Origin of the sequence: Streptosporangium sp. NPDC023615, assembly GCF_040640155.1 — a bacterium.
In the GTDB taxonomy this organism is placed as follows: domain Bacteria; phylum Actinomycetota; class Actinomycetes; order Streptosporangiales; family Streptosporangiaceae; genus Streptosporangium.
This window is the reverse complement of sequence record NZ_JBFABE010000012.1, coordinates 100,518-125,218: the sequence shown is the minus strand read 5'-3', so window position 1 is coordinate 125,218 and position 24,701 is coordinate 100,518. Positions and strand designations below refer to the sequence as shown.

The 24,701-nt window shown below is 72.3% G+C and carries 20 protein-coding genes and 1 pseudogene; 10 read left to right on the top strand and 11 right to left on the bottom strand.

All coding sequences use genetic code 11. From position 1 onward, the window contains the following. Positions 1 to 2: 2 nt before the first annotated feature. The 7 genes from AB0G16_RS12585 to AB0G16_RS12555 all read right to left on the bottom strand — a co-directional run bounded on the left by AB0G16_RS12585 (position 3) and on the right by AB0G16_RS12555 (position 7,503). Positions 3 to 788, bottom strand: coding sequence for a hypothetical protein (locus AB0G16_RS12585; RefSeq protein WP_362803038.1), 786 nt, complete (start codon positions 786 to 788; stop codon positions 3 to 5). Positions 789 to 1,085: 297 nt separating this feature from the next. Then, entirely contained in the window at positions 1,086 to 1,535 is a 450-nt protein-coding gene (locus tag AB0G16_RS12580; RefSeq protein WP_344902498.1) for a response regulator, read from the bottom strand. Continuing rightward, entirely contained in the window at positions 1,528 to 3,177 is a 1,650-nt protein-coding gene (locus AB0G16_RS12575) for an ATP-binding protein (protein WP_362803035.1), read from the bottom strand. Before AB0G16_RS12575 ends, AB0G16_RS12580 begins: the two co-directional genes overlap by 8 nt. Continuing rightward, positions 3,174 to 4,328, bottom strand: coding sequence for a SpoIIE family protein phosphatase (locus AB0G16_RS12570; RefSeq protein ID WP_362803032.1), 1,155 nt, complete (start codon positions 4,326 to 4,328; stop codon positions 3,174 to 3,176). Before AB0G16_RS12570 ends, AB0G16_RS12575 begins: the two co-directional genes overlap by 4 nt. A gap of 36 nt (positions 4,329 to 4,364) precedes the next feature. Continuing rightward, the gene (locus tag AB0G16_RS12565; RefSeq protein WP_362803029.1) at positions 4,365 to 4,976 is read right to left on the bottom strand and encodes an HNH endonuclease; all 612 of its coding nucleotides are present in this window, start codon (positions 4,974 to 4,976) and stop codon (positions 4,365 to 4,367) included. Between the two features lie 170 nt (positions 4,977 to 5,146). Then, positions 5,147 to 6,439, bottom strand: coding sequence for an AAA family ATPase (locus tag AB0G16_RS12560; RefSeq protein WP_362803166.1), 1,293 nt, complete (start codon positions 6,437 to 6,439; stop codon positions 5,147 to 5,149). A 131-nt stretch (positions 6,440 to 6,570) separates the two neighbouring features. After that, positions 6,571 to 7,503 carry a LysR substrate-binding domain-containing protein gene (locus AB0G16_RS12555; protein ID WP_362803026.1) on the bottom strand — a complete coding sequence of 311 codons (933 nt, stop codon included), beginning with the start codon at positions 7,501 to 7,503 and terminating at the stop codon, positions 6,571 to 6,573. Positions 7,504 to 7,797: 294 nt separating this feature from the next. On the opposite strand from AB0G16_RS12555, the gene AB0G16_RS12550 reads away from it, so the two are divergent. The 3 genes from AB0G16_RS12550 to AB0G16_RS12540 are packed head-to-tail and all read left to right on the top strand — an operon-like array spanning position 7,798 to position 11,248. Further along, complete coding sequence (locus AB0G16_RS12550) at positions 7,798 to 8,580, top strand: succinate dehydrogenase cytochrome b subunit (protein ID WP_362803023.1); 783 nt, start codon at positions 7,798 to 7,800, stop codon at positions 8,578 to 8,580. Positions 8,581 to 8,603: 23 nt separating this feature from the next. After that, positions 8,604 to 10,514 carry a fumarate reductase/succinate dehydrogenase flavoprotein subunit gene (locus tag AB0G16_RS12545; RefSeq protein WP_362803020.1) on the top strand — a complete coding sequence of 637 codons (1,911 nt, stop codon included), beginning with the start codon at positions 8,604 to 8,606 and terminating at the stop codon, positions 10,512 to 10,514. Then, positions 10,511 to 11,248, top strand: a complete 738-nt coding sequence (locus AB0G16_RS12540) for a succinate dehydrogenase/fumarate reductase iron-sulfur subunit (RefSeq protein ID WP_362803018.1) — start codon at positions 10,511 to 10,513, stop codon at positions 11,246 to 11,248. The genes AB0G16_RS12545 and AB0G16_RS12540 overlap by 4 nt, the downstream gene beginning before the upstream one ends. Before the next feature lie 46 nt (positions 11,249 to 11,294). Here AB0G16_RS12540 and AB0G16_RS12535 read toward each other — a convergent pair whose 3' ends face one another. Together AB0G16_RS12535 and AB0G16_RS12530 are read right to left on the bottom strand one after the other, a co-directional pair. Beyond that, positions 11,295 to 11,852, bottom strand: a complete 558-nt coding sequence (locus AB0G16_RS12535; RefSeq protein ID WP_362803015.1) for a Clp protease N-terminal domain-containing protein — start codon at positions 11,850 to 11,852, stop codon at positions 11,295 to 11,297. Positions 11,853 to 11,854: 2 nt separating this feature from the next. Then, a complete protein-coding gene (locus tag AB0G16_RS12530; RefSeq protein ID WP_362685234.1) occupies positions 11,855 to 12,088 on the bottom strand; it encodes an RNA polymerase subunit sigma-70 in 234 nt (77 codons plus the stop codon). A 109-nt stretch (positions 12,089 to 12,197) separates the two neighbouring features. Here AB0G16_RS12530 and AB0G16_RS12525 point away from each other — a divergent pair, with 109 nt between their 5' ends. The 3 genes from AB0G16_RS12525 to AB0G16_RS12515 are packed head-to-tail and all read left to right on the top strand — an operon-like array spanning position 12,198 to position 16,060. Beyond that, positions 12,198 to 13,889, top strand: a complete 1,692-nt coding sequence (locus tag AB0G16_RS12525) for an ABC transporter ATP-binding protein (protein ID WP_362803012.1) — start codon at positions 12,198 to 12,200, stop codon at positions 13,887 to 13,889. Next, entirely contained in the window at positions 13,886 to 15,679 is a 1,794-nt protein-coding gene (locus AB0G16_RS12520) for an ABC transporter ATP-binding protein (protein WP_362803009.1), read from the top strand. Before AB0G16_RS12525 ends, AB0G16_RS12520 begins: the two co-directional genes overlap by 4 nt. Before the next feature lie 24 nt (positions 15,680 to 15,703). Continuing rightward, the gene (locus tag AB0G16_RS12515) at positions 15,704 to 16,060 is read left to right on the top strand and encodes a hypothetical protein (RefSeq protein WP_362803007.1); all 357 of its coding nucleotides are present in this window, start codon (positions 15,704 to 15,706) and stop codon (positions 16,058 to 16,060) included. Between the two features lie 107 nt (positions 16,061 to 16,167). Here AB0G16_RS12515 and AB0G16_RS12510 read toward each other — a convergent pair whose 3' ends face one another. Continuing rightward, a complete protein-coding gene (locus tag AB0G16_RS12510) occupies positions 16,168 to 18,228 on the bottom strand; it encodes a DPP IV N-terminal domain-containing protein (protein WP_362803004.1) in 2,061 nt (686 codons plus the stop codon). Positions 18,229 to 18,344: 116 nt separating this feature from the next. Here AB0G16_RS12510 and mshB point away from each other — a divergent pair. The 4 genes and pseudogenes from mshB to AB0G16_RS12490 form a co-directional block, all read left to right on the top strand. After that, positions 18,345 to 18,851, top strand: a pseudogene (gene mshB / locus AB0G16_RS12505) (N-acetyl-1-D-myo-inositol-2-amino-2-deoxy-alpha-D-glucopyranoside deacetylase); the annotation flags it as partial. A gap of 569 nt (positions 18,852 to 19,420) precedes the next feature. Continuing rightward, complete coding sequence (locus AB0G16_RS12500) at positions 19,421 to 19,972, top strand: DUF6113 family protein (protein WP_362803001.1); 552 nt, start codon at positions 19,421 to 19,423, stop codon at positions 19,970 to 19,972. A 70-nt stretch (positions 19,973 to 20,042) separates the two neighbouring features. Next, a complete protein-coding gene (locus AB0G16_RS12495; protein ID WP_362802998.1) occupies positions 20,043 to 20,540 on the top strand; it encodes a hypothetical protein in 498 nt (165 codons plus the stop codon). 163 nt (positions 20,541 to 20,703) lie between these two features. Beyond that, positions 20,704 to 21,729: an MBL fold metallo-hydrolase gene (locus tag AB0G16_RS12490; protein WP_362802995.1), complete on the top strand. Its 1,026-nt coding sequence runs from the start codon at positions 20,704 to 20,706 to the stop codon at positions 21,727 to 21,729. A 167-nt stretch (positions 21,730 to 21,896) separates the two neighbouring features. On the opposite strand, the gene AB0G16_RS12485 is transcribed toward AB0G16_RS12490, so the two are convergent. Next, positions 21,897 to 24,644: a penicillin acylase family protein gene (locus AB0G16_RS12485; protein WP_362802992.1), complete on the bottom strand. Its 2,748-nt coding sequence runs from the start codon at positions 24,642 to 24,644 to the stop codon at positions 21,897 to 21,899. Positions 24,645 to 24,701: the final 57 nt, after the last annotated feature.

Below are 24,701 nucleotides of genomic sequence, written 5' to 3'. Positions count from 1 at the left end.
CCTTATGCGAACGAGAAGGCGATGATGCCCTTGGCCACCAGGCGGACGTAGAGGTCGGCGCCCATGACGGAGAACATGGAGACCAGGGCGAGCTGCGAGTGCCTGGCGTTGAGCTTGGAGACGAAGCCCCAGGCCCGGTAGCGGATCGGGTGCTTGGAGAAGTGGTTCAGGCGCCCGGCCGTGATGTGGCGGCAGGAGTGGCACGAGAGCGTGTACAGGTTGATCAGGACCGCGTTGACGATCAGGATCCAGGTGCCCAGGCCGCCCGGCCTTTCGAGCAGCGCCTTCACCGCGTCGTAGGCCAGGACGAGGCCGATGACGATGGCCGCGTAGAAGAAGTAGCGGTGCACGTTCTGCAGGATCAGCGGGAAGCGGGACTCGCCGGTGTACTTCTTGTGCGGCTCGTTCACCCCGCACGCCGGCGGGGAGAGCCAGAAGCCGCGGTAGTAGGCCTTGCGGTAGTAGTAGCAGGTGAAGCGGAAGCCCGCGGGAAGGCCGAGGATCAGCAGCCCGGGGGGCAGGGTGTACCAGTCGCCGAAGGGCGCGAAGCCGAACAGCCGCGCGTCCGGCGGGCAGCTCGTCGCCAGACAGGGCGACGCGAACGGCGCGTGGTACGGGGATACGAAGTAACTCTTATCGAAGATCGCCCATGTGGCGTAGACGAGGAATGCCGTGAAGATGATGAAGGTGACCAGTGGATAGCGCCACCACTGGTCCGTACGCAGGGTGCGCTCCTTGATCTGCGCACGCTGTCTCCTGGCCGGGCTCTCGGCCGTTGTCTGGGTCATCGAGACCTCTCCACCTCCCGCGGACCCCGCTCGCCCAGGGGTCCGGGTCGTTTCAGTTCTGCCACGTGTCGGGCCATGGTCGCGCCGGCTCACACGTGCGCGCGCATATTGGTGGGGGATACGTTACGACGGAGCCCGGGGCTTGTGTGAGAGGGGTCACTCACAATTTCACTGACCCGGTGTGATTCCTGTCACGTTGGCAGCCAAGGCGCCCCGCCTGCGGCTTCTCAAGGGGTGGATGATCACGATGAGGTCTCGGGGGGCCGTGGGGACGGCCGCCGCGCGCCGGGCGGGGCCTCAGTAGTGCTGGTTGGAACTGGGCAGCTTGACGACCGTGACGAAGAAGTCGTCGATCCGCCGCACGACGCTGATGAACTGGTCGAAGTCCACCGGCTTGGAGACGTAGGCGTTGGCGTGCAGGTTGTAGCTGCGCAGGATATCCTCCTCCGACTCCGACGTGGTCAGCACGACCACGGGGATCCCGCGGAGCCGCTCGTCGGCCTTTATGTCCTGGAGCACCTCCCGCCCGTCCTTGCGGGGCAGGTTGAGGTCCAGCAGGATCAGGTCGGGCCGGGGCGCGTCCTCGTAGCCCTCCTCCTTGCGCAGGAAGGCCATGGCCTGCTCGCCGTCGTTGACCACGTGCAGCTTGTTGCGGACCTTGTTGAGCTCGAACGCCTCCCGCGTCAGCAGGACGTCACCCGGGTCGTCCTCGACCAGGAGGACGTCGATCCAGCGCAGGTCATTCATTGGTGTCTCCAGTGGGAAGGGTCCAGCGGAAGGTCGTGCCGGGCCGGTCGGGCTCGTCGGTGTCCAGCCAGATGCGGCCGCCGTGATACTCGACGATCTTCTTGCAGAGCGCCAGCCCGATGCCGGTTCCGGCGTAGGCGTCCCGGCCGTGCAGGCGCTGGAAAATCAGGAAGATGCGGTCAGTGTATTTACTGTCGATGCCGATGCCGTTGTCGGCACAGGAGAACTCCCACATGTCCCCGTCGCGGCGCACCCCGATGTGGATCTCCGGCGGGGCCTGCCCGCGGAACTTGATCGCGTTGCCGATGAGGTTCTGGAAGAGCTGGGTGAGCTGGACCCGGTTGCCGTGCACCTCGGGCAGCTCGTCGTGGGTCACCGTCGCCCCGGCGTCCTCGATCGGCGCGCCCAGGTTGTGCAGCGCGGCCTTGAACGGCACCGTGGAGTCGATCGTGACGCGCTCGCCTGCCCTGCCGACCCGGGAGAAGTCGAGCAGGTCGTTGATCAGCAGTTGCATGCGCTTGGCGCCGTCGACCGAGAAGGAGATGTACTGCTTGGCGCGCTCGTCGAGCTGGTCGCCGTAGCGCTGTTCCAGCATCCGGGTGAAGCTGGCCACCTTGCGCAGCGGCTCCTGGAGGTCGTGGCTGGCCACGTAGGCGAACTGCTCCAGCTCGGCGTTGGAGCGCCTGAGCTCGGTGGCCTGGTCCTCCAGCTTCCGCTGCGTGTCGGAGGCACGCCGCCACTCCGACAGGATGCGGCGGCGCATCGCGTCGACGTGGCCGGAGAGCTCGGCCAGCTCGGCCGGGCGCTCCACCGCGAGCCGGTGGTCGAAGTCGCCCTGGGAGACCGCACGGACCTGGTCGGTCAGCTCGGCCAGCGGGCGCAGCACCGCGTGGCGCACGATGAGCACCGCGGCGATCCCGGCGACCAGCAGCGCCACCGCGACCCCGACGAGCGCGATGTAGAGCGCCTGCCAGCCGGCGTCGAACCGGGCGGTGCCGCTCTCGTGCAACCGGTTCAGGTGGTCCTGCAGGACCGACAGGGAGCCGCGGACCTCGTTGAACCGGGTGGCGTTGATGGCGGCGTTCTCGCGGGCGGCGTCGGTCTTCAGCGTGGGCACTGCGGCGATGACCCTCTCGGCGTAGTCGCGCCGCCACTCCTGCCCTGCCGCCCTGAGGCGGTCCACCTCCGCGCCGACCGTCTCGCGCTCCGGTATCCGGGGGACCAGTGCGGCGAGCGCGTCCAGCGCGACCTTCTCGGCGAGGACGGCCTCGCGGTAGGCCGCCAGGGAGGTCTCGTCGTTGGTCCTCCCGTACGCCCGCACCGCGCTCTCCTGGGAGGTCAGCGCGTTGGTGGCCTCCAGGGTGCGCAGCGCCGCCGGGTCGACGACGTCGATCAGGCTCTCCCTGGCCTGGCGGGTCTCCTCGATCGCGTTGAGCGTGACGGCGGCCGAGATCATGAAGACCAGCGCGATGCCGACCCCGGCGAGCAGGAACCAGCGCCTCACCGGCAGCCGCCGGGCACCTCCGGGGGAACCGGGCCCGGAGGCGGGCACCGAGAGCGGGCGGGGGCTGGTGTCGGCCCTGGAGGGGCCCGTCGCCGGGGCGTCCTCGGGGAGGGGGCCGGCCGGGGAGGAGGCGGTCACCGGTGCGCGCTCCGGGAGATGAGCACGGTCGCCAGGTCGTCGCTGAGCGCGTCGCGGTTCAGCTCGATGACCCGTTCGATGAGGCGGTCGAGATCGATGCCGCCCTCCTCCTGGACGAGCCTGAGCAGGCCCTCGGTGCCCAACAGGTCGGGACCGCCGCCCACGGTGGCCTCGATCAGGCCGTCGGTGTAGAGCAGCAGCGACCAGTCCTCGCCGAGCGGGACGTCGATCGCCGACCACTCGATGCCCTGGAAGATGCCCAGCGGCGGACCCGAGGGGGTGCCCGGCACCACGCCGATGACCCCGTCGCGGATCAGCAGCGGCGGCGGGTGACCCACCACGTGCATCCGCGCGTGGTCGAGCGCGGGGTCGATCGTGACGATGCACAGGGTGGTGAAGATCTCAGCGGACTTGCGCTCCAGGCGGAGCACCGACTCCAGCGTGCCCAGCAGTTCGTTGCCGGTGTGCCCGGCCAGCACCAGGGTCCGCCAGGCGATCCTGAGGGCGACCCCCAGGGCGGCCTCGTCGGGGCCGTGCCCGCACACGTCGCCGACCACCACGTGGACGGCGCCGTCGGGGCTCTGCACGGTGTCCCAGAAGTCACCGGCGAGCAGGGCGCGCCTGCGGCCGGGCAGGTAGCGGGCCTGGTGGTCCAGCCCGTCCGAGGTCAGCAGCGGGACGGGGAGCAGGCCGCGCTCCAGGCGGGAGTTCTCCTTGGTGAGCAGCTCCACCTCGACCAGCCTGCGCTGGGCCAGGTCGGCGCGCTTGCGCTCTATCGAGTAGCGGATGGCCCGGGCCAGCAGGCGGGCCTCCACGTCCTGCTTGACCAGGAAGTCCTGGGCGCCGGCGGCCACGGCCTCCACGCCGACGTGGGTGTCGTTCAGGCCGGTCAGCACGAGCACGGCGGCGTGCGGTGCCATCGACAGCACCTGCTCCAGCGCCTCCAGGCCGGACGCGTCGGGCAGCGACAGGTCGACGAGCACGCACTGCACGTCCTCGGTCAGCCGCTCCCGGCTCTCGGCCATGCTCCGCACCCAGATGATCTTGGGGGGCTGCTCCGCCTCGCCGAGCAACTCCTCCACGAGGAAGGCGTCGCCCGCGTCGTCCTCGATGAGAAGAAGCGTGAGCGTTTCGTTGGCGGGGGCGGTCACTGACGCCTCTTCGTGAGATCGGGAGAACCTTCGACGCTACGTAGAATAGTGGGATCGTTCCGGTACTGAGGATGCCTGGGTGCGGTGACTTGTCTCCCGCCGTGAACCGAAGACGGTGAAGCGGGTGCGAAGGATCTCGATGATGTCGTCGTCGAGAACCGCCGATACCCCCGGGGAGTCCAGGGTCCGCACCATCGCGTACAGCACGTCGGCGTGTGGTTGCCGCAGAAGAGCGCCCGCTCGCCCGGACGCCCGCTGATGCTCACCGCCGGCCAGAAGCCGCGCGTAGCCACGGAGCATGTCCTCGCACCGCTCGAAGGCGTCCCTGCGTGCCCGCTCCAGCTGCCAGCGGTTCAGGCGGAAGGTGATGATGGTCGCCTCCCCCTTGGGGGTCCTCGCCCGGTAACGGCCGGTACGCAGGATGAGCCGGAGATGATCGTAGGGATCTTCGACGGACGGGTCGATGAGCAGGCGCTCACCGCTCACCGGGTCGCACGGGTAGTCGGCGCGCTTGGCGTTGCTGTCGCAGTGGTCGCAGGCGAGGAAGTGGTTGAGCCAGTCGAAGGCCCGGAGGGGGGCCAGCGTGATCGGTTCGAAATGGTCGATCGCCGTGCCGAGGCTGTCCCCGCAGTACATGCAGCGCTCCATCCCCGGCGCCATGGGCCGTAACGCCTCGCGCAGGGCTGCCCGGTCCGCGGAGGCGCCCTTCCACCGGCCACGGGCCGCGGCTCCGTCCGCCGAGCGCGCACGGAGGTGATCGCTGTGCGCCCGGAGCCGGTCGGCGAGCCTCGGGGAGAGAGACGTGCGGGTCAGCGGGATCACGAATCGGGCCCGAGGGGCTGGGATACCTCCCGCACCCGGGTGGCGGGCGAACTCGCCGGCGTCCGGCTGATCCGTTCGTACTCCTCGATCTCCGCGGGTGTGGCATCCCCGTCGAGGACCTTGACCTCGAGATCGCCCAGATCCTCGCGGAGCTCGTCCGAGCGGGGGGAGTACGCGGAGTCGACGCCGAACAACTCCGTCACGACGGCGTCGTCGCCGCTGCCGTAGACGATGCGGCGGTAGAGGTCCTCGTCCACGACGCGTGCGGAGTCCTCCTCGTCCGGTCCCGGCAGGCGGATGAGACCACCCGGGCTCGCGCTCTGGCAGACGTAGGGGCTGTGCGTGGTGACGATGAACTGGATCCTGGGGAAGTGGGCCTTCAGCCACTCGCCGATCTTCTGCTGCCAGCTCACGTGAAGGTGCGCGTCCATCTCGTCGATCAGCACGACTCCCGGGTACGTGAGAGCGGGGGCCCGGTTCACCTGGCCGAGCCCGAGACCTCCGTAGGCCAGGTACATCTGCCGCACGATGTCGAGCACGAGGGCCGTGACGGCTCGGTAGCCGTCACTCATCCTGCGCAGCGGGACCTCCTCGCCACGCCTGTCGACCCACAGGCCGTCGGAGTCGACCCGGCGTATCCGGTGGTCGTCGGGAAGAAGTCCGTCGGAGAGAAGGGTGAGCACGTTCTCCAGGAGGGACCCGGCTCCCGGCTTCTTCTCAAGCTGGAGAAGGTGCTGCTCGATGAGCCAGTCGACTCCCTCGGTCAGGGCGGCGTCCTCGTCGAACAGCGTGCTCATCCCACCGTCGTGACGCCCTCGCCGATCGTGGCCCCGTCTGATCGGGGATCCTCCGGACAGGCGGCGGAACGGGCCGTAGCCGACGCACAGCCAGCCGCGGCCGCCGCGGCCGCCGTGCCCGCCGATCGGCGGGCCGGAGAGCCCGTCGTCGGTCTCCCGTCTGACCCCGTGGTCGGGGTGCCAGTGGGTGGTCATCGTGACCGAGCTCTGAAGACCGGTGAAGAGACCGGCGTCGTCGAGGTGCTCGTCGGGGACAACCGTGACGCTCACCGTGCGGGGCTGATCGCCGGAAGGCGGGTCGGCCCATGCCTCCACGTCGGCACCGGGCATCAGCCAGGACCCGCTCATCGCCAGGCCGATGGCCTGGAGCAGCGTCGTCTTCCCCGCCCCGTTACGGCCGGCGAGGACGGTCCAGCCCGCGTACGTCCGGTCGGGACGGGCGAAGGCGAGGTTCACCTCGCGGGCGCCGGAGAAGCCGCGTACGCCGGAGATCTTCAGATGTGCGATTACACGTCACCCTCCTCTTCCCTTCTCGCGCTCGGCGGTGCGTGTCCCGGCCGTGCTCGCGGCTCACTCTAGGCGTGCGCCTGTCCCAATGTCCTGATCTTGGTCGGTGTACGGGGTCATGTCTCGGTGATCAGGTCCAGGCCCTCGGGGAGGCTGCCGTCGCGGGCGGCGTCGGTGAGGAAGAGGAGCAGGGTCGCCCGGAACGCCTGGGCCGCGCGGGTGGGCTCGACGTCCTTGCGGTGCGCGATGGCGACCGTCCGGCGCAGTCCCGGGGGCGCCAGCGGCGTCCCGGTCAGCCCCGGCCGTCCGTCCAGGACCATCGAGGGCACCAGCGCGACCCCGAGCCCGGCCTCCACGAAGCGGAGCACCGCGTCCATCTCGCCCCCCTCCACCGCGAACCTGGGCTCGAACCCGGCCTGCCGGCAGGCGCTCAGCGTGGCCTCGCGCAGGTCGTACCCGCGCCGGAACATCACCATCGGGCGGCGCCGCAGTTCCTCGATGCGCGCGTACGGCCTGCGGGCGTGCCCGGCGGAGGGGGAGGCGACGACCAGGTTCTCGCTCAGGATCTCCTCGGTGACCAGGGCGGGGTCGTCGCTGTGCAGCGGCATGATGATCAGCGCCAGGTCGAGCTGGCCCCGGGCGAGCGTGCGGACCAGGTCGCGGGAGCCGCCCTCCTCCACGAAAAGCTCGATGCCGGGATAGGCCCGGTGGAACCTGGCCAGCACGTCGGCGAGCAGCCCGGCGCACAGGGAGGGTGTGGCGCCGAGCCGGACCCGGCCCCGGCGCAGCCCGGCCAGCTCGCCCACCTCGCTCCTGGCGGTCTCGGCGTCGGCCAGCATCCGGCGGGCCAGCGGCAGCAGCGCCTCGCCCGCCGGGGTCAGCGTGACGTTCCCCCGGGCGCGGCTGAACAGCGGCGCGCCGAGCTCGGCCTCGAGCGCCTTGACCTGCTTGCTCAGCGAGGGCTGGGCGACGCGCATCCGCTCGGCGGCCTGGGTGAAGTGCCGGGTCTCGGCGACGGCCACGAAGTAGGCCAGTTGCTGGAGCTGCACGTTTCCCTAGCGTAGGGGGTGGACCTCCCGGAGGCCCGGCTCCCCGCGCATCGGGCGCCGGGGCCCGCGGCGGCGGGGTCCGCGGCGGTGGGGCGGTGGGGCGTATAGCGCACCGGGATGCCGGGGGCGGATCCGGGGCGGCCGGACGGGCCGGGGAGGATGTGAGATTGCTCGCACCAGGCAGAACGCCGCGAACCCGCAGAGGCGGGAAAGCAGAGTCAATAGCCACAGGCTATGGAAACCACATCCACGATGACTTGGACGGGGGTAAACCCTCCTGCCTACCGTCACGGTGTGACTGCCACTATTGAGCGCGGATCCGCCACCGCGCCGGTGAACCCCCCCGCGGGCACCGGGAAGAACGGGAAGAAGAGCGCGAAGCCCGCCCGGCCCGGGCGCAAGGGCGGCTTCCTCGCCTCCACCAACGGCAAGAAGGTCGTGATGGCCGTCACGGGTGCCGTGATGGTGCTCTTCCTCGTCGGGCACATGGCCGGGAACCTCAAGAGCTTCCTCGGCGCCGACTCCTTCAACGGCTACGCGGACTTCCTGCGGACCATGGGCGAGCCGCTGCTGCCGCACCGCGTCCTGCTGACCGTCGTCGAGGTGGGCCTGGTCGTCGCGGTGGCGCTGCACATGTGGTCGGCGGTCTCCCTGGCCCGCCGGGCGCGCAAGGCCCGCCCGGTCAGGTACGCGGTCAGGCGCAGGTCCCGCTCGAACGGCTACGCGGTCCACACCATGCGCTACGGCGGTGTGATCATCGTGCTGTTCCTGGTCTACCACCTGCTGGACCTGACGTTCGGCACGGCCAACCCCGCCGGGCCGGCCTCCACCCCCTACGAGCGCCTGGTGGAGGGCTTCGCCCCGTCGCGCTGGTGGGTGACCCTGTTCTACGCGCTCGCGGTCGTCATGGTCGGCCTGCACCTGCGCCACGGCCTGTGGAGCGCCTTCCAGACGCTCGGCCTGGCCAGCCGCCGCAGCTACCGCGCCCTGAGGGCCTCGGCCTCCGGCCTGTCGCTGCTGCTGGTCGTCGGTTTCCTGGCGGTCCCGGCCGCCGTCGTGATCGGAGTGATCAAGTGAACGGACCCGTCGGGAGATACACCGTGGGCGAGCCGATCCGCGACACCAAGGCGCCGGACGGCCCGATCGAGGACCGCTGGGAGAAGCGCAAGTTCGGCGCCAAGCTCGTCAACCCGGCCAACAAGCGCAAGCTGAACGTCATCGTGGTCGGCACCGGCCTGGCGGGCGGCTCGGCCGCGGCGACGCTCGGCGAGCTCGGCTACAACGTCACCTCGTTCTGCTACCAGGACTCCCCCCGCCGCGCGCACTCGATCGCGGCGCAGGGCGGCATCAACGCGGCCAAGAACTACCGCGGCGACGGCGACTCGATCTACCGGCTGTTCTACGACACGGTCAAGGGCGGCGACTTCCGCGCCCGCGAGTCCAACGTCTACCGGCTGGCCCAGGTCAGCGTGAACATCATCGACCAGGCCGTGGCCCAGGGCGTGCCGTTCGCCCGCGAGTACGGCGGCCTGCTCGACACCCGCTCCTTCGGCGGCGCGCAGGTCTCGCGGACCTTCTACGCCCGGGGCCAGACCGGCCAGCAGCTCCTGCTCGGCGCCTACCAGGCGCTGGAGCGGCAGATCGCGGCCGGCACCGTGACCATGCACACCCGTCACGAGATGCTCGACCTGATCGTCTCCGACGGCCGGGCGCGCGGCGTCATCGTCCGCGACATGGTCACCGGCGAGATCCAGCGGCACCTGGCCGACGCGGTCGTGCTGGCCACCGGCGGCTACGGGAACGTGTTCTTCCTGTCCACCAACGCCAAGGGCTGCAACACCACGGCGATCTGGCGGGCGCACCGGCGCGGCGCGATGTTCGCCAACCCCTGCTACACCCAGATCCACCCGACCTGCATCCCGGTCAGCGGCGAGTACCAGTCGAAGCTGACCCTGATGTCGGAGTCGCTGCGCAACGACGGCCGGGTGTGGGTGCCGCTGGAGCGGGGCGACGCCCGCCCGCCCGCGGAGATCCCCGAGGCCGAGCGCGACTACTACCTGGAGCGCATCTACCCGGCGTTCGGCAACCTGGTCCCGCGCGACATCGCCTCCCGCGCCGCCAAGAACGTCTGCGACGAGGGGCGCGGCGTCGGCCCCGGCGGCCTGGGCGTCTACCTCGACTTCGCCGACTCGATCACCCGCCTGGGCCGCGACGCGGTGGAGAAGAAGTACGGCAACCTCTTCGAGATGTACGAGCGCATCACCGGCGAGGACCCCTACACCCAGCCGATGCGCATCTACCCGGCCGTCCACTACACGATGGGCGGCCTGTGGGTGGACTACGACCTGCAGTCCACGATCCCGGGCCTGTTCGTGATCGGCGAGGCCAACTTCTCCGACCACGGCGCCAACCGCCTCGGCGCGTCCGCGCTGATGCAGGGCCTGGCCGACGGCTACTTCGTGCTGCCGACCACGATCGGCGACTACCTGGCGAACGGCCCGTACGGGGAGGTCGACGAGGAGGCCGTGGCCGAGGCCGAGATCGGGGTCCGCCGCCGGATCGACGCCCTGCTGACCAACGACGGAGACCGTACCGCCGACTCCTACCACCGCGAGCTCGGCAAGCTCATGTGGGACTACTGCGGCATGGAGCGCACCGAGGAGTCGCTGCGCAAGGCGCTGGAGCGCATCCCCGAGCTGCGCGAGGAGTTCTGGCGCAACGTCAAGGTCTCCGGCGAGGCCGGCGAGCTCAACCAGGCGCTGGAGCGGGCCGGCCGGGTGGCCGACTTCTTCGACCTGGCCGAGCTGATGTGCGTCGACGCGCTGCACCGCACCGAGTCGTGCGGCGGCCACTTCCGCGCCGAGTCGCAGGACGCCGACGGCGAGGCCCTGCGCGACGACGAGAACTTCGCCTACGTCGCCGCCTGGGAGCACTCCGAGAACGGCCCGGTCCTGCACAGGGAAGACCTCGACTACGAGTACGTGACGATGAGCCAGCGGAGCTACAAGTGAACCTCACCCTGAAGGTCTGGCGGCAGAAGAACCCCGACGACGCCGGGCGTATGGTCACCTACCGGGTCCAGGACGTGTCCCCGGACATGTCCTTCCTGGAGATGCTCGACGTCCTCAACGAGCGGCTCATCCTGGAGGGCGACGACCCGGTCGCCTTCGACCACGACTGCCGCGAGGGCATCTGCGGCATGTGCGGCATGGTCATCAACGGCGTCGCGCACGGCGAGCAGGTGGCCACCACCACCTGCCAGCTGCACATGCGCCACTTCGAGGACGAGGCCGTCATCACCGTCGAGCCGTGGCGCGCCGCGCCCTTCCCGGTGGTGAAGGACCTGGTCGTGGACCGCTCGGCGTTCGACCGGATCATCCAGGCGGGCGGCTTCGTCTCCGTCCCGGCCGGATCGGCCCCGGACGCTCACAGCGTCCCGGTCAAGAAGGAGGACGCCGACGCGGCGTTCGACGCGGCCACCTGCATCGCCTGCGGCGCGTGCGTCGCCGCCTGCCCGAACGGCTCGGCCTCGCTGTTCACCGCGGCGAAGATCACCCATCTGAGCCTGCTGCCGCAGGGACAGCCCGAGCGCGACTCCCGCGCCAGGGCCATGGTCGAGCAGATGGACGCCGAGGGCTTCGGCGGCTGCACCAACACCGGGGAGTGCACCGCGGTCTGCCCCAAGGGCATCCCGCTGGACACCATCGCCCAGATGAACCACGACTACCTGCGGGCCTCCAGGTAGCGGGGACGGCCCGGCGAAGGACCGGCGGCCCGTGGGGAGCGGGGCGTCAGCCCAGCTCGGTGACGACCTCCCGCCGCAGGCTCGCCGCGTCCACGCCCGCGTCCTTCAGGACGCGGGCGGCCAGGCCCCCGCTCTCGCGCAGGAGGCCGAGCAGGATGTGGCCGTCGCCGATGTAGTTGTGCTTGAGGTTCAGCGCCTCGCGCAGCGACAGCTCCAGGGTCTTCTTGGCCCGGGGGCTGAAGGGGACGTGGGACCCGCCGAACCACCGGCTCCGCCGGTCGGCGGGCTCGCGGTCCAGGGCGCCGGGACCGAAGGCGGCCTCGACCTTCTCCCTGATGGCCGCCAGGTCGATGCCGATCGTCTCCAGCGCCTCGGCGTCCAGGGCCGCGGCCGGCCGGCGCTGGGACAGGTGGGCGACGGACCGGAAGGCCCGGTCGTGGTCGAGGCCGTGGCGGCCCAGCACCCTGGCCGACAGGCAGCCCGGCTGGTTCAGCAGGCCGAGCAGGAGGTGCTCGGTGCCGATCACCTCGTGCCGCAGCCGGCGCGCGTTCTCCTGGGCGAGGATCACCGCCTGGCGGGCCTCGCGATGGAATCTCTCGAACATCGTCACCTCTCCCTTCTCAGCAGCCCTCGGCCGCCCGCGTACTTCTTGTGGACCGCCTGCCTGGTGACCTCCAGGCAGTGGGCGATCTCCTGCCAGGACCAGCCCTGGTCCCGCGCGTTCTCCACCTGGAGTGCCTCCAGCCGGTCGACCAGCGTCCGCAGCGCCCGCACGGCCCTCAGACCCACGGCCGGATCGCGGCTGCCGGCGTCGGAGGCCAGCTGTGCCGTATCGCTCATGCCGTCAATTTAGGTTGACGCAGCCCGTATGTCAACCAGAATTGACGTGGTCCCGCTGTCAGTAAATGGTTTGCCTGACGAGGGAGGGCTTTGTCAGGCTGACAGGGCTATGCGCTCCCTACCCGTCGCCGATCCCGGCGTTCCCGACGCCCGCAGCCCGGCCGACTACCTGCGGTGGGTGGTCCGCACGCAGAGGGGGCCGTTGCTCCTCGGCACCTTCTACGCCACCCTGTGGTGGCTCACCATGGCGCTCGTCCCGGCCGCCATGGGAAACGGCATCGACGCCCTCCGGCACGAGGACGTGCCCGGCCTGCTCACCTGGGGCGGGGTGCTGCTCGCGCTGGGCGTCGCGCAGGCCGTCACCGGCATCCTGCGCCACCGGATGGCGGTCTACAACTGGCTGGCCGCCGCCTACCGGACCGTCCAGGTCACCGCGAGGCAGGCGACCCGGCTGGGCGCGACCCTGCCCAAGCGGATGTCCACCGGCGAGGTGGTCAGCGTCGGCAACTCCGACATCGCCCACATCGGCAACGCGATCGACATCCTGCTCCGCGCCGTCGGGGCGCTCGTCGCCATCGCCGCGGTGACCGTGATCCTGATCCGCACCTCGCCGACGCTCGGCCTGGCGGTCCTGCTCGGCCTGCCGCTCATGGCCGCCGCGGTCGGCCCCCTGCTGCGGCCGCTGCACCGCCGCCAGAACGCCCACCGCGACCTGCAGGGCGACCTGTCCACCCGCGCCGCCGACATCGTCGCCGGCCTGCGGGTGCTGCGCGGCATCGGCGGCGAGAGGGTCTTCGCCGACCGCTACGCCGCCGAGTCCCAGCGGGTGCGCCACGCCGGCGTGCGGGTGGCCGCGGTGGAGTCGGTGCTGGAGGGGGCGCAGGTCCTGCTGCCCGGCCTGCTGATCGCCGGGGTGACCTGGCTGGGCGCGTCCTTCGCGTTGCGCGGCGAGATCAGCGTCGGCCAGCTCGTCGCCTTCTACGGCTACGCCGCGTTCCTCATCGGCCCCATGCGGACCCTCACCGAGGCCGCCGACAAGCTCACCAAGGGCCACGTCGCCGCCCGCCGGGTGGTGCGCATCCTCTCCCTGCGGCCCGAGGTCGAGGGCGGCACCGGCCGTTCCGAGGGCGGCCTGCTGCGCGACGTGACCTCCGGGGTCGCGGTCCGCCCCGGCATGCTCACCGCCCTGGCCGCGGCCGCCCCCGAGGAGGCCACGGCCATCGCCGACCGCCTCGGCCGCTACGGCGACGGCGACGTCGACTTCGGCGACGTCTCGCTCGACAGCCTGCCGGTCTCGGAGGTGCGGCGCCGGATCCTGGTCGCCGACAACGACGCCCGCCTCTTCGCCGGCGTGCTCAGGGACGAGCTGGACGTCACCGGGACGGCCTCCGCCGACGAGCTCTCCCATGCCCTGTGGGCGGCGTGCGCCACCGACATCGTCGAGGCGCTGCCCGACGGCCTCGACGGGCACGTCGCCGAGGCGGGCCGGGAGTTCTCCGGAGGCCAGCAGCAGCGGCTCAGGCTCGCCAGGGCGCTCGTCCTCGACCCCGAGGTGCTCGTCCTGATCGAACCCACCAGCGCGGTCGACGCCCACAGCGAGGCGCGCATCGCCGACCGGCTCGCCAAGGCGCGCGCCGGCAGGACCACGCTGGTCTGCACGACCAGCCCGCTGGTGCTGGACCGCGCCGACCACGTCGTCTACGTCGAGGGCGGCGTCGTGCGCGCCCAGGGGACCCACCGGGAGCTGCTGGCGGCCCACCCCGGATACACCGCCGTCGTCACCCGGGGAGAGACATCGTGAGCAGACAGATCCTGCCCGTCGCCGACCGGGCGCAGGTGCGCGCGTACGCCCGCAGGCTCGCCCTGAAGTACCCCCGCGAGCTGGCCGTCGCGCTGGTCCTGCACGGCCTGGCGGCGGTCGCCGGGCTGGCGGTGCCGTGGCTGCTGGGCGGCCTCGTGCGGGGGCTCCACGAAGGCACCGGCGTCGACGTCACCGCGGTGTCGCTGGGCATCGGCGCCTTCCTCGTCGCCCAGGCCGTGCTGGTCAGGTTCGCGGTGTACGCCTCCTCCCGGCTGGGTGAGAAGGTCCTCGCCGAGCTGCGCGAGGAGTTCGTCGGCCGGGTGCTCGGCCTGCCGCTCTCCACGGTCGAGCGCGCCGGGTCCGGCGACCTGATCTCGCGGACCTCCCGCGACGTCGACGCGCTCTCGCGCACCGTGCGGCACGCCGTCCCCGAGACGCTGATCGCGCTGGTCACCTGCGTGATCACCATCGGCGCCCTGGTGGTGGTCGGGCCGCTGCTCCTGCTGCCCTCGCTGCTGGCCGTCCCCCTGCTGTGGATCTCGACCCGCTGGTACCTCAAGCGCGCCAGGGACGGGTACCTGCGCGAGAGCGCCACGTACGCCGACATGACCGACGGGCTGGCCGAGACCGTCGGCGGCGCGCGCGCCGTGGAGGCGCTGGGCCTGCAGGAGCGCCGGCACCGGCGCACCGACACCGACATCGCCCGCTCCTGGGCGGCCGAGCGCTACACCATGGGGCTGCGCACGGTCTGGTTCCCCTCGATCGAGCTCGGCTACGTGATCCCGGTCGTGGCGACGCTCGTCATCGGCGGCGTGTTCTACGTCAACGACTGGGCCGCGCTGGACCAGGTCACCACGGCCACCCTCTACGTCCAGCAGCTCATCGACCCGCTCGACCGGCTGCTCATGTGGATCGACGAGCTCCAGGTGGGCGGCGCCTCCATGGCCCGCCTGCTGGGCGTCTCCGAGGTGCCCGACGACCGCGAGCCCGGCTCCGCCGAACCCGAGGGCAGCAGGCTGGAGGCCGACGGCGTCCGCTACGCCTACCGCGAGGGGCACGACGTGCTGCACGGCATCGACCTGACGGTCGAGCCGGGGGAGCGGCTGGCCATGGTCGGCCCGTCCGGGGCGGGCAAGTCCACGCTGGGCCGCCTGCTCGCGGGCATCCACGGTCCCCGCACCGGCTCGGTCACGGTCGGCGACGTCCCCCTGGTCGAGCTCCCCCTGGAGGACCTGCGCGGCCACGTCGCCCTGGTCACCCAGGAACACCACATCTTCCGGGGCTCCGTCCGCGACAACGTGCTGATCGCCCGCCCCGGGGCCGGCGACACGCGGGTCCGCGAGGCCCTGGAGGCGGTCGACGCCTGGGAGTGGGTCGAGACCCTGCCCGAGGGGCTCGACACGGTCGTCGGCTCCGGCGGCGAGCCCGTCCCGCCCGCCCGGGCCCAGCAGCTCGCCCTGGCCCGGCTGGTGCTGGCCGACCCCCACACCCTCGTCCTGGACGAGGCCACCTCGCTGATCGACCCCCGCGCCGCCCGCCACCTGGAACGCTCGCTGGCCGCCGTGCTGGAGGGCCGAACGGTGATCGCCATCGCCCACCGCCTCTACACCGCCCACGACGCCGACCGGGTCGCGGTGGTGGAGGACGGCCGGATCAGCGAGCTGGGCTCCCACGAGGAGCTGGTGGCGGCGGGAGGCTCGTACGCGGCGTTGTGGGGGAGCTGGCACGGCACGTCCGGTCAGGGCGACGCCGCAGAACTCAGGGCCGCCGCGGGGCCGAAGGCCCTCTAGCGCCGGAAGCTACACTCTCGCCCCATGGGTATAGGCCGCATCCTCTATCTCACCTTCGGTTCCCTGATGCTGATCTTCGCCTTGATGTGGACGTTCGACGACGACGAACCCGCGAACATGCAACGGGCACACGTCTTCGCGCTCGGGAGCATCGGGCTGATGGTCGCCGGAGCCGCCTGCGGAGCCGCCGAGCGCAAGAAGACGTACCTTCCGCCGGCCGTCCCGCGGCCCCCGGCCCAGCAACCCCCGGCTCCGCAGCTTCCGGTTCCGCAGCCCTACCTCCCGCAGGGCCACGACCCCCGGCAGGGGTACGCCGCACCGCAGCCGTACGACCCCCGGCAGGGCCACACCCTCCCCTACCCTCCCGGTCAGAACCACTGACGCCGGCCGGCCACGCCCGCGAACGGGCGGAGGACGTCCGGCGGGCGGGGACGTCCGGGCGGTGACCTCCCCGGGAGGGCCCCGGACGGGGCCCTCCCGGGGAGACCTCACGACAGGGACCTCTTCAGGAAGTCGACCTGGAGCAGCAGCAGGTTCTCCGCCACGACCTCCTGGGGGGTCATGTGCGTGACGCCCGACAGCGGCAGCACGGTGTGCGGGCGGCCGGCCGCCAGCAGGGCCGAGGAGAGCCGCAGGGTGTGCGCGGCGACCACGTTGTCGTCGGCCAGGCCGTGGATCAGCAGCAGCGGGCGGTCCAGCTTCGCGGCGTCGCCGAACAGCGACGAGGAGTCGTAGTGCCCCTCCTCGGGCAGGCCCAGGTAGCGCTCGGTGTAGCAGGTGTCGTACAGCGACCAGTCGGTGACCGGGGCGCCCGCGACGGCCGCGTGGAACACGTCGGGGCGGCGGAGCACGGCCAGCGCGGCCAGGTAGCCGCCGAAGGACCAGCCCCGGATGCCGACCCGGGAAAGGTCGAGGTCGTCGGGGAACCGCTCGGCGGCGCCGTGCAGGGCGTCGATCTGGTCCTCCAGGACCGGGCCGGCCAGGTCGTGCAGGACGGCCCGCTCGAACTCCGGCCCGCGGCCCGGGGTGCCGCGCCCGTCCGCCACGACCACCGCGAACCCCTGGTCGGCGAACCACTGGCTGGTCAGGTACACCCCGGAGGCGGCCAGCACGCGCTGGGCGTGCGGCCCGCCGTAGGGGTCCATCAGCACCGGCAGCCTGGCCGAGCCGGGCACGTGGCCCGACGGCAGGAGCACGGCGGTGGACAGCTCGCGCTCGCCCGTCCTGATCAGGGAGACCCGCAGGTCCAGGCCGGGGCGGTCGGCGTGCGAGACGATGTGGCCGCGGGGCGTGCCGTTGTGCAGGACGCGGGTGACCGAGCCCTCGCCGGTCAGGGTCTGCCCGGTGAGCACCAGGGTGCCTCCCGCGGTCCGGCCGCTGTAGACGCCGCTCTCGGCCGGGCTGACGAGCGTGATCCGGCCGTTCCGGTACGCCCACACGGCGATCTCGGTGGGCTCGCCGCTCGCCCGGAAGAGCACGGTCTCGCCGTCGATGCCGAGGATCTCGCGGACCTGCAGGCTGGGCGGCGTGACCGGCTCGTCGCCGACGATCAGCCGGTACCCGCCCTCGGAGACCGCGGCCCAGACCAGGCGGCCGTCGGACAGGTGGCCCGGGACGCCGGTGACCACGTCGACCCAGGCGGGGTCGGTGTCCTCGCGCACCACGGTGGAGGCGCCGGTGGCCGGGTCGACGTCGAGCAGCCGGATCGTCCGCTGGTCGCGGGTCATGGTGACGACCGACAGGCCGTGGGCGTCCCAGGCGGCGTTGACCAGGTACTCGTCGTCGAAGGGGACGGGGACGCGCCCGCCGGTCAGGGGCAGCACGAACAGCTCGACCGTGGCGTTGGGGGTCCCGGCGGAGGGGTAGCGCTGCTCGACGGCCGGGCGGTCCGGGTTGGCCGGGTCGGCGATGTACCACCGCTGGACCGGCGCGTCGTCGGCCCGCTCGACCAGCAGGGCGTCGCCGGACGGCGACCACCAGTACCCCCGCATCCGGTCCAGCTCCTCGGCGGCGACGAACTCGGCCAGGCCGTAGGTGACCTCCGGCGTCTCGGGCCGGGCCAGCGCGTGGTCGCTCCCGTCCCGCAGGTCCCGGACGTGCAGGGCGCCGCCGGTGACGTAGGCGACGTGGGAGCCGGCGGGGGAGACGCGGGGGTCGATCACCGCCCCGCCGGTCTCCAGGTGGCGTACGCGCGCGCTCGCGAGGTCGACCACGTAGAGGCCGCCGGAGAGCGCGAACGCCGCCACGGTCACCGCGGCGTCGGTGCCGTACCCGACGATGCCGCCGGCCTGCTCCCTGCTGCGCTCGCGGCGCGCCCGCTCCTCGGGGGGCAGGTCCTCGTCGTCCGCGGCCAGGGCGCGCGGGTCGACGACGAGCCGCTCGGAGCCGCTGAGCACGTCGTACTCCCACAGGCAGGTCACGGGGTCGGAACCGCCCCGGGTCCGCAGGAAGACGACGCGGTCGCCGCCCGGGGCGATCGTGAACCCCCGGGGCGCCCCGAGGGTGAAGCGGCGGGTCCTGGCGTGCAGGCGAGGGAAGGTCTCACTCATACGGCCATCTTGCCAGCTCCGTCCCGCCCGCCTCGTTCTCCGGCGGCGACGGACGAAACCGATCCCGATATGTCCATCGATATCGACGTCGGTACCCTCGACCCATGACGGAGCGGCTGACGGATCGGCGCCTGATGCTCGTGCACGCCCACCCGGACGACGAGACGATCGGCACCGGGGCGACCATGGCGAAGTACGCCGCGGAGGGGGCGCGCGTCACGCTGGTGACCTGCACCCTCGGCGAGGAGGGGGAGGTCATCGGCGAGGAGCTGGCCCACCTGGCCGCCGACCGGGACGACACCCTGGGCGCGTACCGCGTGGGGGAGCTCGCCGCGGCCTGCGCGGCGCTGGGCGTCACCGACCACCGGTTCCTGGGCGGGGCCGGCCGCTGGCGCGACTCCGGCATGATGGGCGCCGCCACCAACGACCGGGAGAACGCCTTCTGGCGGGCCGACCCGGACGAGGCCGCGGGCGAGCTGGCCAGGATCATCCGCGAGGTCCGGCCGCAGGTCCTGGTCACCTACGACGAGAACGGCTTCTACGGCCACCCCGACCACATCCAGGCCCACCGCGTCGCCCGGCGGGCCGTCGAGCTGGCGGCGGACCCGGCGTTCGGCCCGGGAGCCGGCCCCGGCCCGGCGTCCGGGGAGTTCCCGGCGTCCGGGGAGTTCACGGCGTCCGGGGAGTTCCCGGCGTCCGGGGAGTTCCCGGCGTCCGGGGAGGGCGCGGTGACCGGGGAGGGCGCGGGCGCGGCCGGGGGAGGGCCGTGGCGGGTCGCGAAGTTCTACCACACCGCCGTCCCCAGGTCGGTCCTGCGCAGGAGCGCGGAGGCGCTGCGCGGGAGCGGCACGCCCTTCCTGGTCGAACCGGTCGAGGACCTGCCGTTCGGCTGCGCGGACGAGGACGTGACCACCGAGATCGACGCCCGCGCCCACCTCGGCCGTAAGATCGACGCGATGCGGGCGCACGCCACCCAGATCAGCGTGGCCCCGCCCTGGTACGCCCTGTCCAACGACATCGGCCAGGAGGTGCTCGGGGTCGAGCACTTCGTCCTCGCCTCCGGCGTGCCGGGCCCTCCCGGCCGGGGGGCGCCGATCGAGACGGGAGGGCTCGGCGAGCCGTACGACCGCGAGGACGACCTCTTCGCCGGGATCCACTAGCCTCGGTGCTTGTGATGGAGCAGGTGCCGGCGGTGCGCGGGCCATCGGAGACGGTCGTCACCGTGGCGGCCTGTGCCGTGCTCGTCATGCTCGGGCTGCTGACGGGCCTCCTCGGCGGTTTCCAGCACTCCTGGTACGTCGGCCCCGTCCCGGTCTCCGCCGTCGGCTGTGTCGCCCTGCTGTTCGCGATCTCCTACGGGGCGGGCCGGCTGGCGCGCGGCAAGGCGGTGGGCCTGTCGTTCGCGGCGGGCTGGATGCTGGTCACCGTGATCTGGGCCGCCGGACGGCCCGAGGGCGATCTGGTCATCGCCAACGACCTGTCCGGGTACGTCTACCTCTACGGCGGTCTCCTCGCGGTCACGGCCGGGGTGCTGCTGGCGCCGTCCGCCGGGAACGGGTCGTGGCTGCTCACCCCGCACGGGTACGGGCCGCGCCCGCCGGTCACGCCGGCCTCCACGCCACCCGGCCCGCCCGGCCCGTCCGCCCCGCCCCACCCGCCGGCCGCGCCCGGCACACCCTTCCCGCCCGGCACACCCTTCCCGCCGGGCCCGCCCACCTCGCCGGGCGCGTCCGCCGCCGTCTGAGACGGGCGGCGAGCGCTCCCCGACGCGACAGGCGCTACCGCCGGACATCCGGATGGCGCACAATCCCGGTATGCGGCGGTTCCATCGGATACGGCGGGCACTGAACTACGTCAACCTGTCGACCCCCCTGGGGTTGCTCCTGGCACGTATCGGCCGTGCCCGGCCGTGCCCGGGGCCGGACGGGCTGATCCTCGCGTACGGCTACCGCTTCCGGTTCCCGATCGCCTCGGCCTTCACCGTGGGCAACGTGGTGCTGACCAAGTACGAGGAGGGTTTCCTCACCGGCGCCCTCCTGCGGCACGAGGACCGGCACGCCTCCCAGTACATGCTCTGCCTGGGGCTGCCGATGCTCCCCCTCTACCTCCTCGCGGTGGCCTGCTCCATGGCGATCTGCGGGAACCAGGCCTCCTGGAACGTGTTCGAGCGGCTGGCGAACCTGGAGGACGGCAACTACCTCCGCAGGTCGCCCTGGTGGCGCCGGAGCGGTCCCCCCGGCCCGGAGCCCCCTCACCCGGAGTCCCCTCACCCGGAGCCCTCCCGGCAGGAGTGTCCTCCCGGGGCGGAGTGACCCCCGAATCGGAGGGCCTCCTCGGCCGGAGGGACCCCGCGGCCGGAGAGTCCTCTCGGGGCAGGAAATCCCTTCGATCAGAGCAGATCCCCTCGAAAGGTATGAACTCCCGTGTGAGGGGATCAACAGGGAGTGAGCCGTTGATGACCGAAGGGGGCCGCTCATGCCGCAGACACCCCACCCCGAGACCGCCTCACGTATCGCCGAGAAGCCCGCCTCCCCGGTGGTCCCCGCACGGCCGGCCCGGTCGCCCGCCACCCCGAGGACCTGGCCGGGCGGCTTCAGGGACCGGCTGACCTCGCCCATTCCCACGTTCCGGGAACTGCTGGCGGTCGCCTGGCACGGCACGCTCCGCTCCGGCGTCGGGGACGCCGATCTCATCCCGGTCCACCGGGACGGCCTCCCCCGCCCGGCCGGGACCGACGCGGTCGTCACCTGGGTGGGCCACGCGACGTACGTGGTGCAGGTCGGCGGGCTGACCGTCCTGACCGACCCGGTGTGGGCGAGGAGGATCCCGGGCGTCCGCCCCCGGCTCACCCCGCCCGGCGTCGCCTGGGCGGACCTGCCCGGGATCGACGCCGTGGTGATCAGTCACAACCACTACGACCATCTGGACGCGCCGACCGTACGGCGGCTGCCGCGCGACACGCCCGTCCTCGTCCCGGCCGGGCTGAGGTCGTGGTTCACCCGGCGCGGATTCCGCGACGTCACCGAGCTCGACTGGTGGGAGAGCGCCCGGATCGGCGGCGTCCGCTTCGACTTCGTCCCGTCCCACCACTGGAGCCGCCGGTCGGTCTGGGACACCTGCAGGACGCTCTGGGGTGGCTGGGTGATCGCCTCCGGCGATCAGACGATCTACTTCGCCGGGGACAGCGCGTACGGCGAACGCTTCGCCCGGATCGGGGCGCGCTACCCGGGCGGCGTCGACCTGGCCCTGATGCCGGTGGGCGCGTTCGAGCCCCGCTGGTTCATGAAGGCCGCCCACGTCGATCCCCAGCAGGCCGTGCGGGCGTGCCTGGACGTGGGGGCGCGCCGGATGGCGACCATGCACTGGGGCACGTTCGTGCTGTCCGGCGAGCCGCTGCTCGCGCCGGTGGAGGAGGCCCGCGCGGCCTGGGCGGCGGCCGGCCGGGACCGCGCCGACCTGTGGGACCTGGCGATCGGCGAGTCCCGCGTGCTGACGACCTGAGCCGCGGTTCCCCGGCGCACCGGCACCCCGAACCACCGCCGTACCGCCGTACCGGGAAGGGAGCCCGGCCGCCGGAGGAAGGCCCGGCCGCCCGGGACGGGTCCCGTCCCCCGGGAAGGCCCGTCCCCCGGGAAGGCCCGGCCACGGGAGAGCGGCCGGGCCGGTTCTCAGGGGGTGAGGACGAGCGTGTGGACGGCCGCCTTCTTGATCGATTCCGGGCGGGCGAGCATCGGCACGGTCCGTCCGGCCGCCCACAGCGGCGCCTGGTCCCAGTAGTCGTCGTGGAAGGCGTGCCCGGAGGCGCCGGTCAGGTTGATCCAGCGGGACCCGTCCATGTCCGCCAGGTCCACCACCATCCGCATGGACGGCAGCCAGCTCACCGTGTAGCCCTTCTGCACGTCCCAGCCCGCGGCGTTGACCGCGTCGTCGCTGCCGGCCACCGGGAACGGCCCCCGGTTGAAGAGCCGTTCGATCGGGCCGATCCCCGACGTGCCGAAGGTCTGGTGGACCAGTTCGAGCGAGTGCAGGTCGCCCCAGCGCCAGTCCCGGGGTTCCGGGCCGAGCCGGGTGGTCAGCTCGTCGTAGGCGACGGCCGTCGCCCGGCGCAGCATGTCGTCGCGCGTCTCGACCCGCGAGGTGGCCCGGTCGTCCCAGAACGCGTCGTCCGGCCGCTCCAGCATGACCCGTACGACCTCGAACCAGCGGTCGCCGCCGTCGGGCCGGGCGCCCTCGGGCAGGTCGTCGTTGAAGGTCTCGATGAGCAGGTGACGCCAGACGGCGTTGAAGTACGCGGCCGGCGCCGAGTCCGCGCCCTGCGAGTGGTCCCATCCGCGCAGCAGCGCGAGGGCGTCCCTCGAGGGCCCGGCCACCTCCAGGGCCGTCAGCCTGGGCACCAGGAAGCGGGCGAAACCGGTGTGGCTGTCCTGCTGGAGCGCGCTCATCGCCGCGACGTCCACCTTGCCGTCCTTGACCGCCTGGCCGAGCCGGTCCTCGATGCGCCGGGAACGGTACCCGTACGCCCAGTCCTCGGTGAGGAGGTGCGGGTAGCGGCGGGGGTCGACGACCGCGTTGTTCGCGGTCACGATGTAGCCCTCCGGCGGGTTGTAGACGCTGGGCAGCTCGTCGAAGGGGATCGTCGACCGCCAGTCGTACTCGCCGGTCCAGCCCGGCACCGGCCAGGTGCCGTCGCCGCGGGTCCGCACCGGGATGCGCCCGGGTGCCTGGTAGCCGATGTTGCCCGCGGTGTCGGCGTAGACCAGGTTCTGCGCGGGGACCTCGAACCCGCTCGCCGCCGCCCTGAACTGCTCCCAGTCCTGCGCGGTGTTCAACGCGAAGATCGCGTCGGCGGTCCTGCCCGGCTCCAGGGCGGTCCACTTCAGGGCGACCGCGTCGGCCTTCTGCCCGGAGACCGCGTCCATGCCGGGCAGCGTGCCCTTGGCGTCCTTCATGACGTCGGAGACGATCGGCCCGTGCTCGGTGTCGCGCACCGTGAGCCGGACGTCGGCGCCGCCCGCCACCTTGATCGTCTCGACCCTGGTGGTCATCGGCTTCCAGGCGCCCATGAACAGGTAGGTGTCGTCCCGGGTCCGCTCCAGGTAGAGGTCGGCGACGTCGGGGCCGAGGTTGGTGAAGCCCCAGGCGACCCTGTCGTTGTGGCCGATGACCACCCCGGGCACGCCGGAGAAGGTGAACCCGGTGACGTCGAACGGGCACTCGGGGTTCTTGACCCGGCAGTGCAGCCCGGCCTGGTACCAGACCGAGGGCATGCCGGCCGACAGGTGGGGATCGTTGGCGAGCAGCGGCTTGCCGGACTTCGTGTGCCCGCCGCCGACCACCCAGGAGTTGGAGCCGATGCCGTTGCCGCCCGCGGGGTCGCCCATCAGGCTCGGCACCGCGCGCATGGCCGCGGCCGCCCGGGTCAGCGCCCCGACGCCCTCCTCGCCATCCGTCCCGGCGCCCGCTCTCGCTCCCGCGTCCGCACCGGCGCCCGTGCCGGCCGCCCGGGCCGGTCCCTCGGTCGGCAGGGGGGCCTGCTCGCCGGGCCCCTCGGTCGGCTCGGGGGCCCGCTCACCGGGCGACCGGGTGGAGCTCGTCCTGGGGTCCGCCGTCCTGGGGTCCGCCGTCCCGGGGTCCCTCGCCCCGGGGTCCGCCGTCCCGGGTTCCGCCTGCTGGTCGAACCCGTCCGGGCCGACCGAGCCCCGGGTGACGATCGGCGGGTTGGTGTCGTACGGGTAGTCGGGCCAGAGCTGTTCCACCCGCCCGCGCGGCAGTCTGCTCGCCGCGAGCGCGCGGCCGATCTCGCTGCTCATGTTGGAGCGCAGGTCCCAGGCCATGGCCTTGAGCCAGGCCAGCGAGTCGACCGGGGTCCACGGCTCGGGACGGTAGTCCGGGCTGGTCGCCCGGAGCAGCACGTACTCCAGGCTCCGGTCGGCGAAGCCGTCGCTGTGCCGCATCCAGGTGTTCACGCCGGCCGCGTAGGCGTTCAGGTAGCGCCGGGTCCGGTCGTCGAGCAGGAGCAACTCCTTCTCGGCCACCCGCCGCCAGCCCATGGTCCGGATGACCCTGTCCTCGACCAGCGTCGCCGCGCCGAACATCTCCGAGAGCCGGCCGGCCGTCACATGGCGGCGGAAGTCCATCTCGAAGAAGCGGTCCTGCGCGTGCACGTACCCCTGGGCCCTGAACAGGTCCTCGGGGGAGTCGGCGTAGATGTGGGGGATGCCGTTCTCGTCCCGGTAGACGGTGACCTTGGCGGTGAGACCGTCCATGGAGAGCTCGCCCCCGAGCTGGGGGAAGGAGGACCGCACGGCCCACACCCCGGTGCCGGCGAGCAGCAGCCCGAGCACCACGAGAACGGTGAGCACCCGCGCCGGCCATCTGAACGGGCGGGGCAGCCGGGCATACGGGCGGAACCTCACGAAAACCTCCTAGACGGCATGCTCCCGCAAGTGTGGCACTACCTCCGCGGTCCCGGC

Coding starts and splice junctions, on each gene's coding strand:
- AB0G16_RS12585 (WP_362803038.1), bottom strand. CDS start 788: ATGACCCAGACAACGGCCGAGAGCCCGGCCAGGAGACAGCGTGCGCAG.
- AB0G16_RS12580 (WP_344902498.1), bottom strand. CDS start 1,535: ATGAATGACCTGCGCTGGATCGACGTCCTCCTGGTCGAGGACGACCCG.
- AB0G16_RS12565 (WP_362803029.1), bottom strand. CDS start 4,976: ATGGAGCGCTGCATGTACTGCGGGGACAGCCTCGGCACGGCGATCGAC.
- AB0G16_RS12535 (WP_362803015.1), bottom strand. CDS start 11,852: ATGTTCGAGAGATTCCATCGCGAGGCCCGCCAGGCGGTGATCCTCGCC.
- AB0G16_RS12530 (WP_362685234.1), bottom strand. CDS start 12,088: ATGAGCGATACGGCACAGCTGGCCTCCGACGCCGGCAGCCGCGATCCG.
- AB0G16_RS12525 (WP_362803012.1), top strand. CDS start 12,198: ATGCGCTCCCTACCCGTCGCCGATCCCGGCGTTCCCGACGCCCGCAGC.
- AB0G16_RS12515 (WP_362803007.1), top strand. CDS start 15,704: ATGGGTATAGGCCGCATCCTCTATCTCACCTTCGGTTCCCTGATGCTG.
- AB0G16_RS12510 (WP_362803004.1), bottom strand. CDS start 18,228: ATGAGTGAGACCTTCCCTCGCCTGCACGCCAGGACCCGCCGCTTCACC.
- AB0G16_RS12495 (WP_362802998.1), top strand. CDS start 20,043: ATGCGGCGGTTCCATCGGATACGGCGGGCACTGAACTACGTCAACCTG.
- AB0G16_RS12490 (WP_362802995.1), top strand. CDS start 20,704: ATGCCGCAGACACCCCACCCCGAGACCGCCTCACGTATCGCCGAGAAG.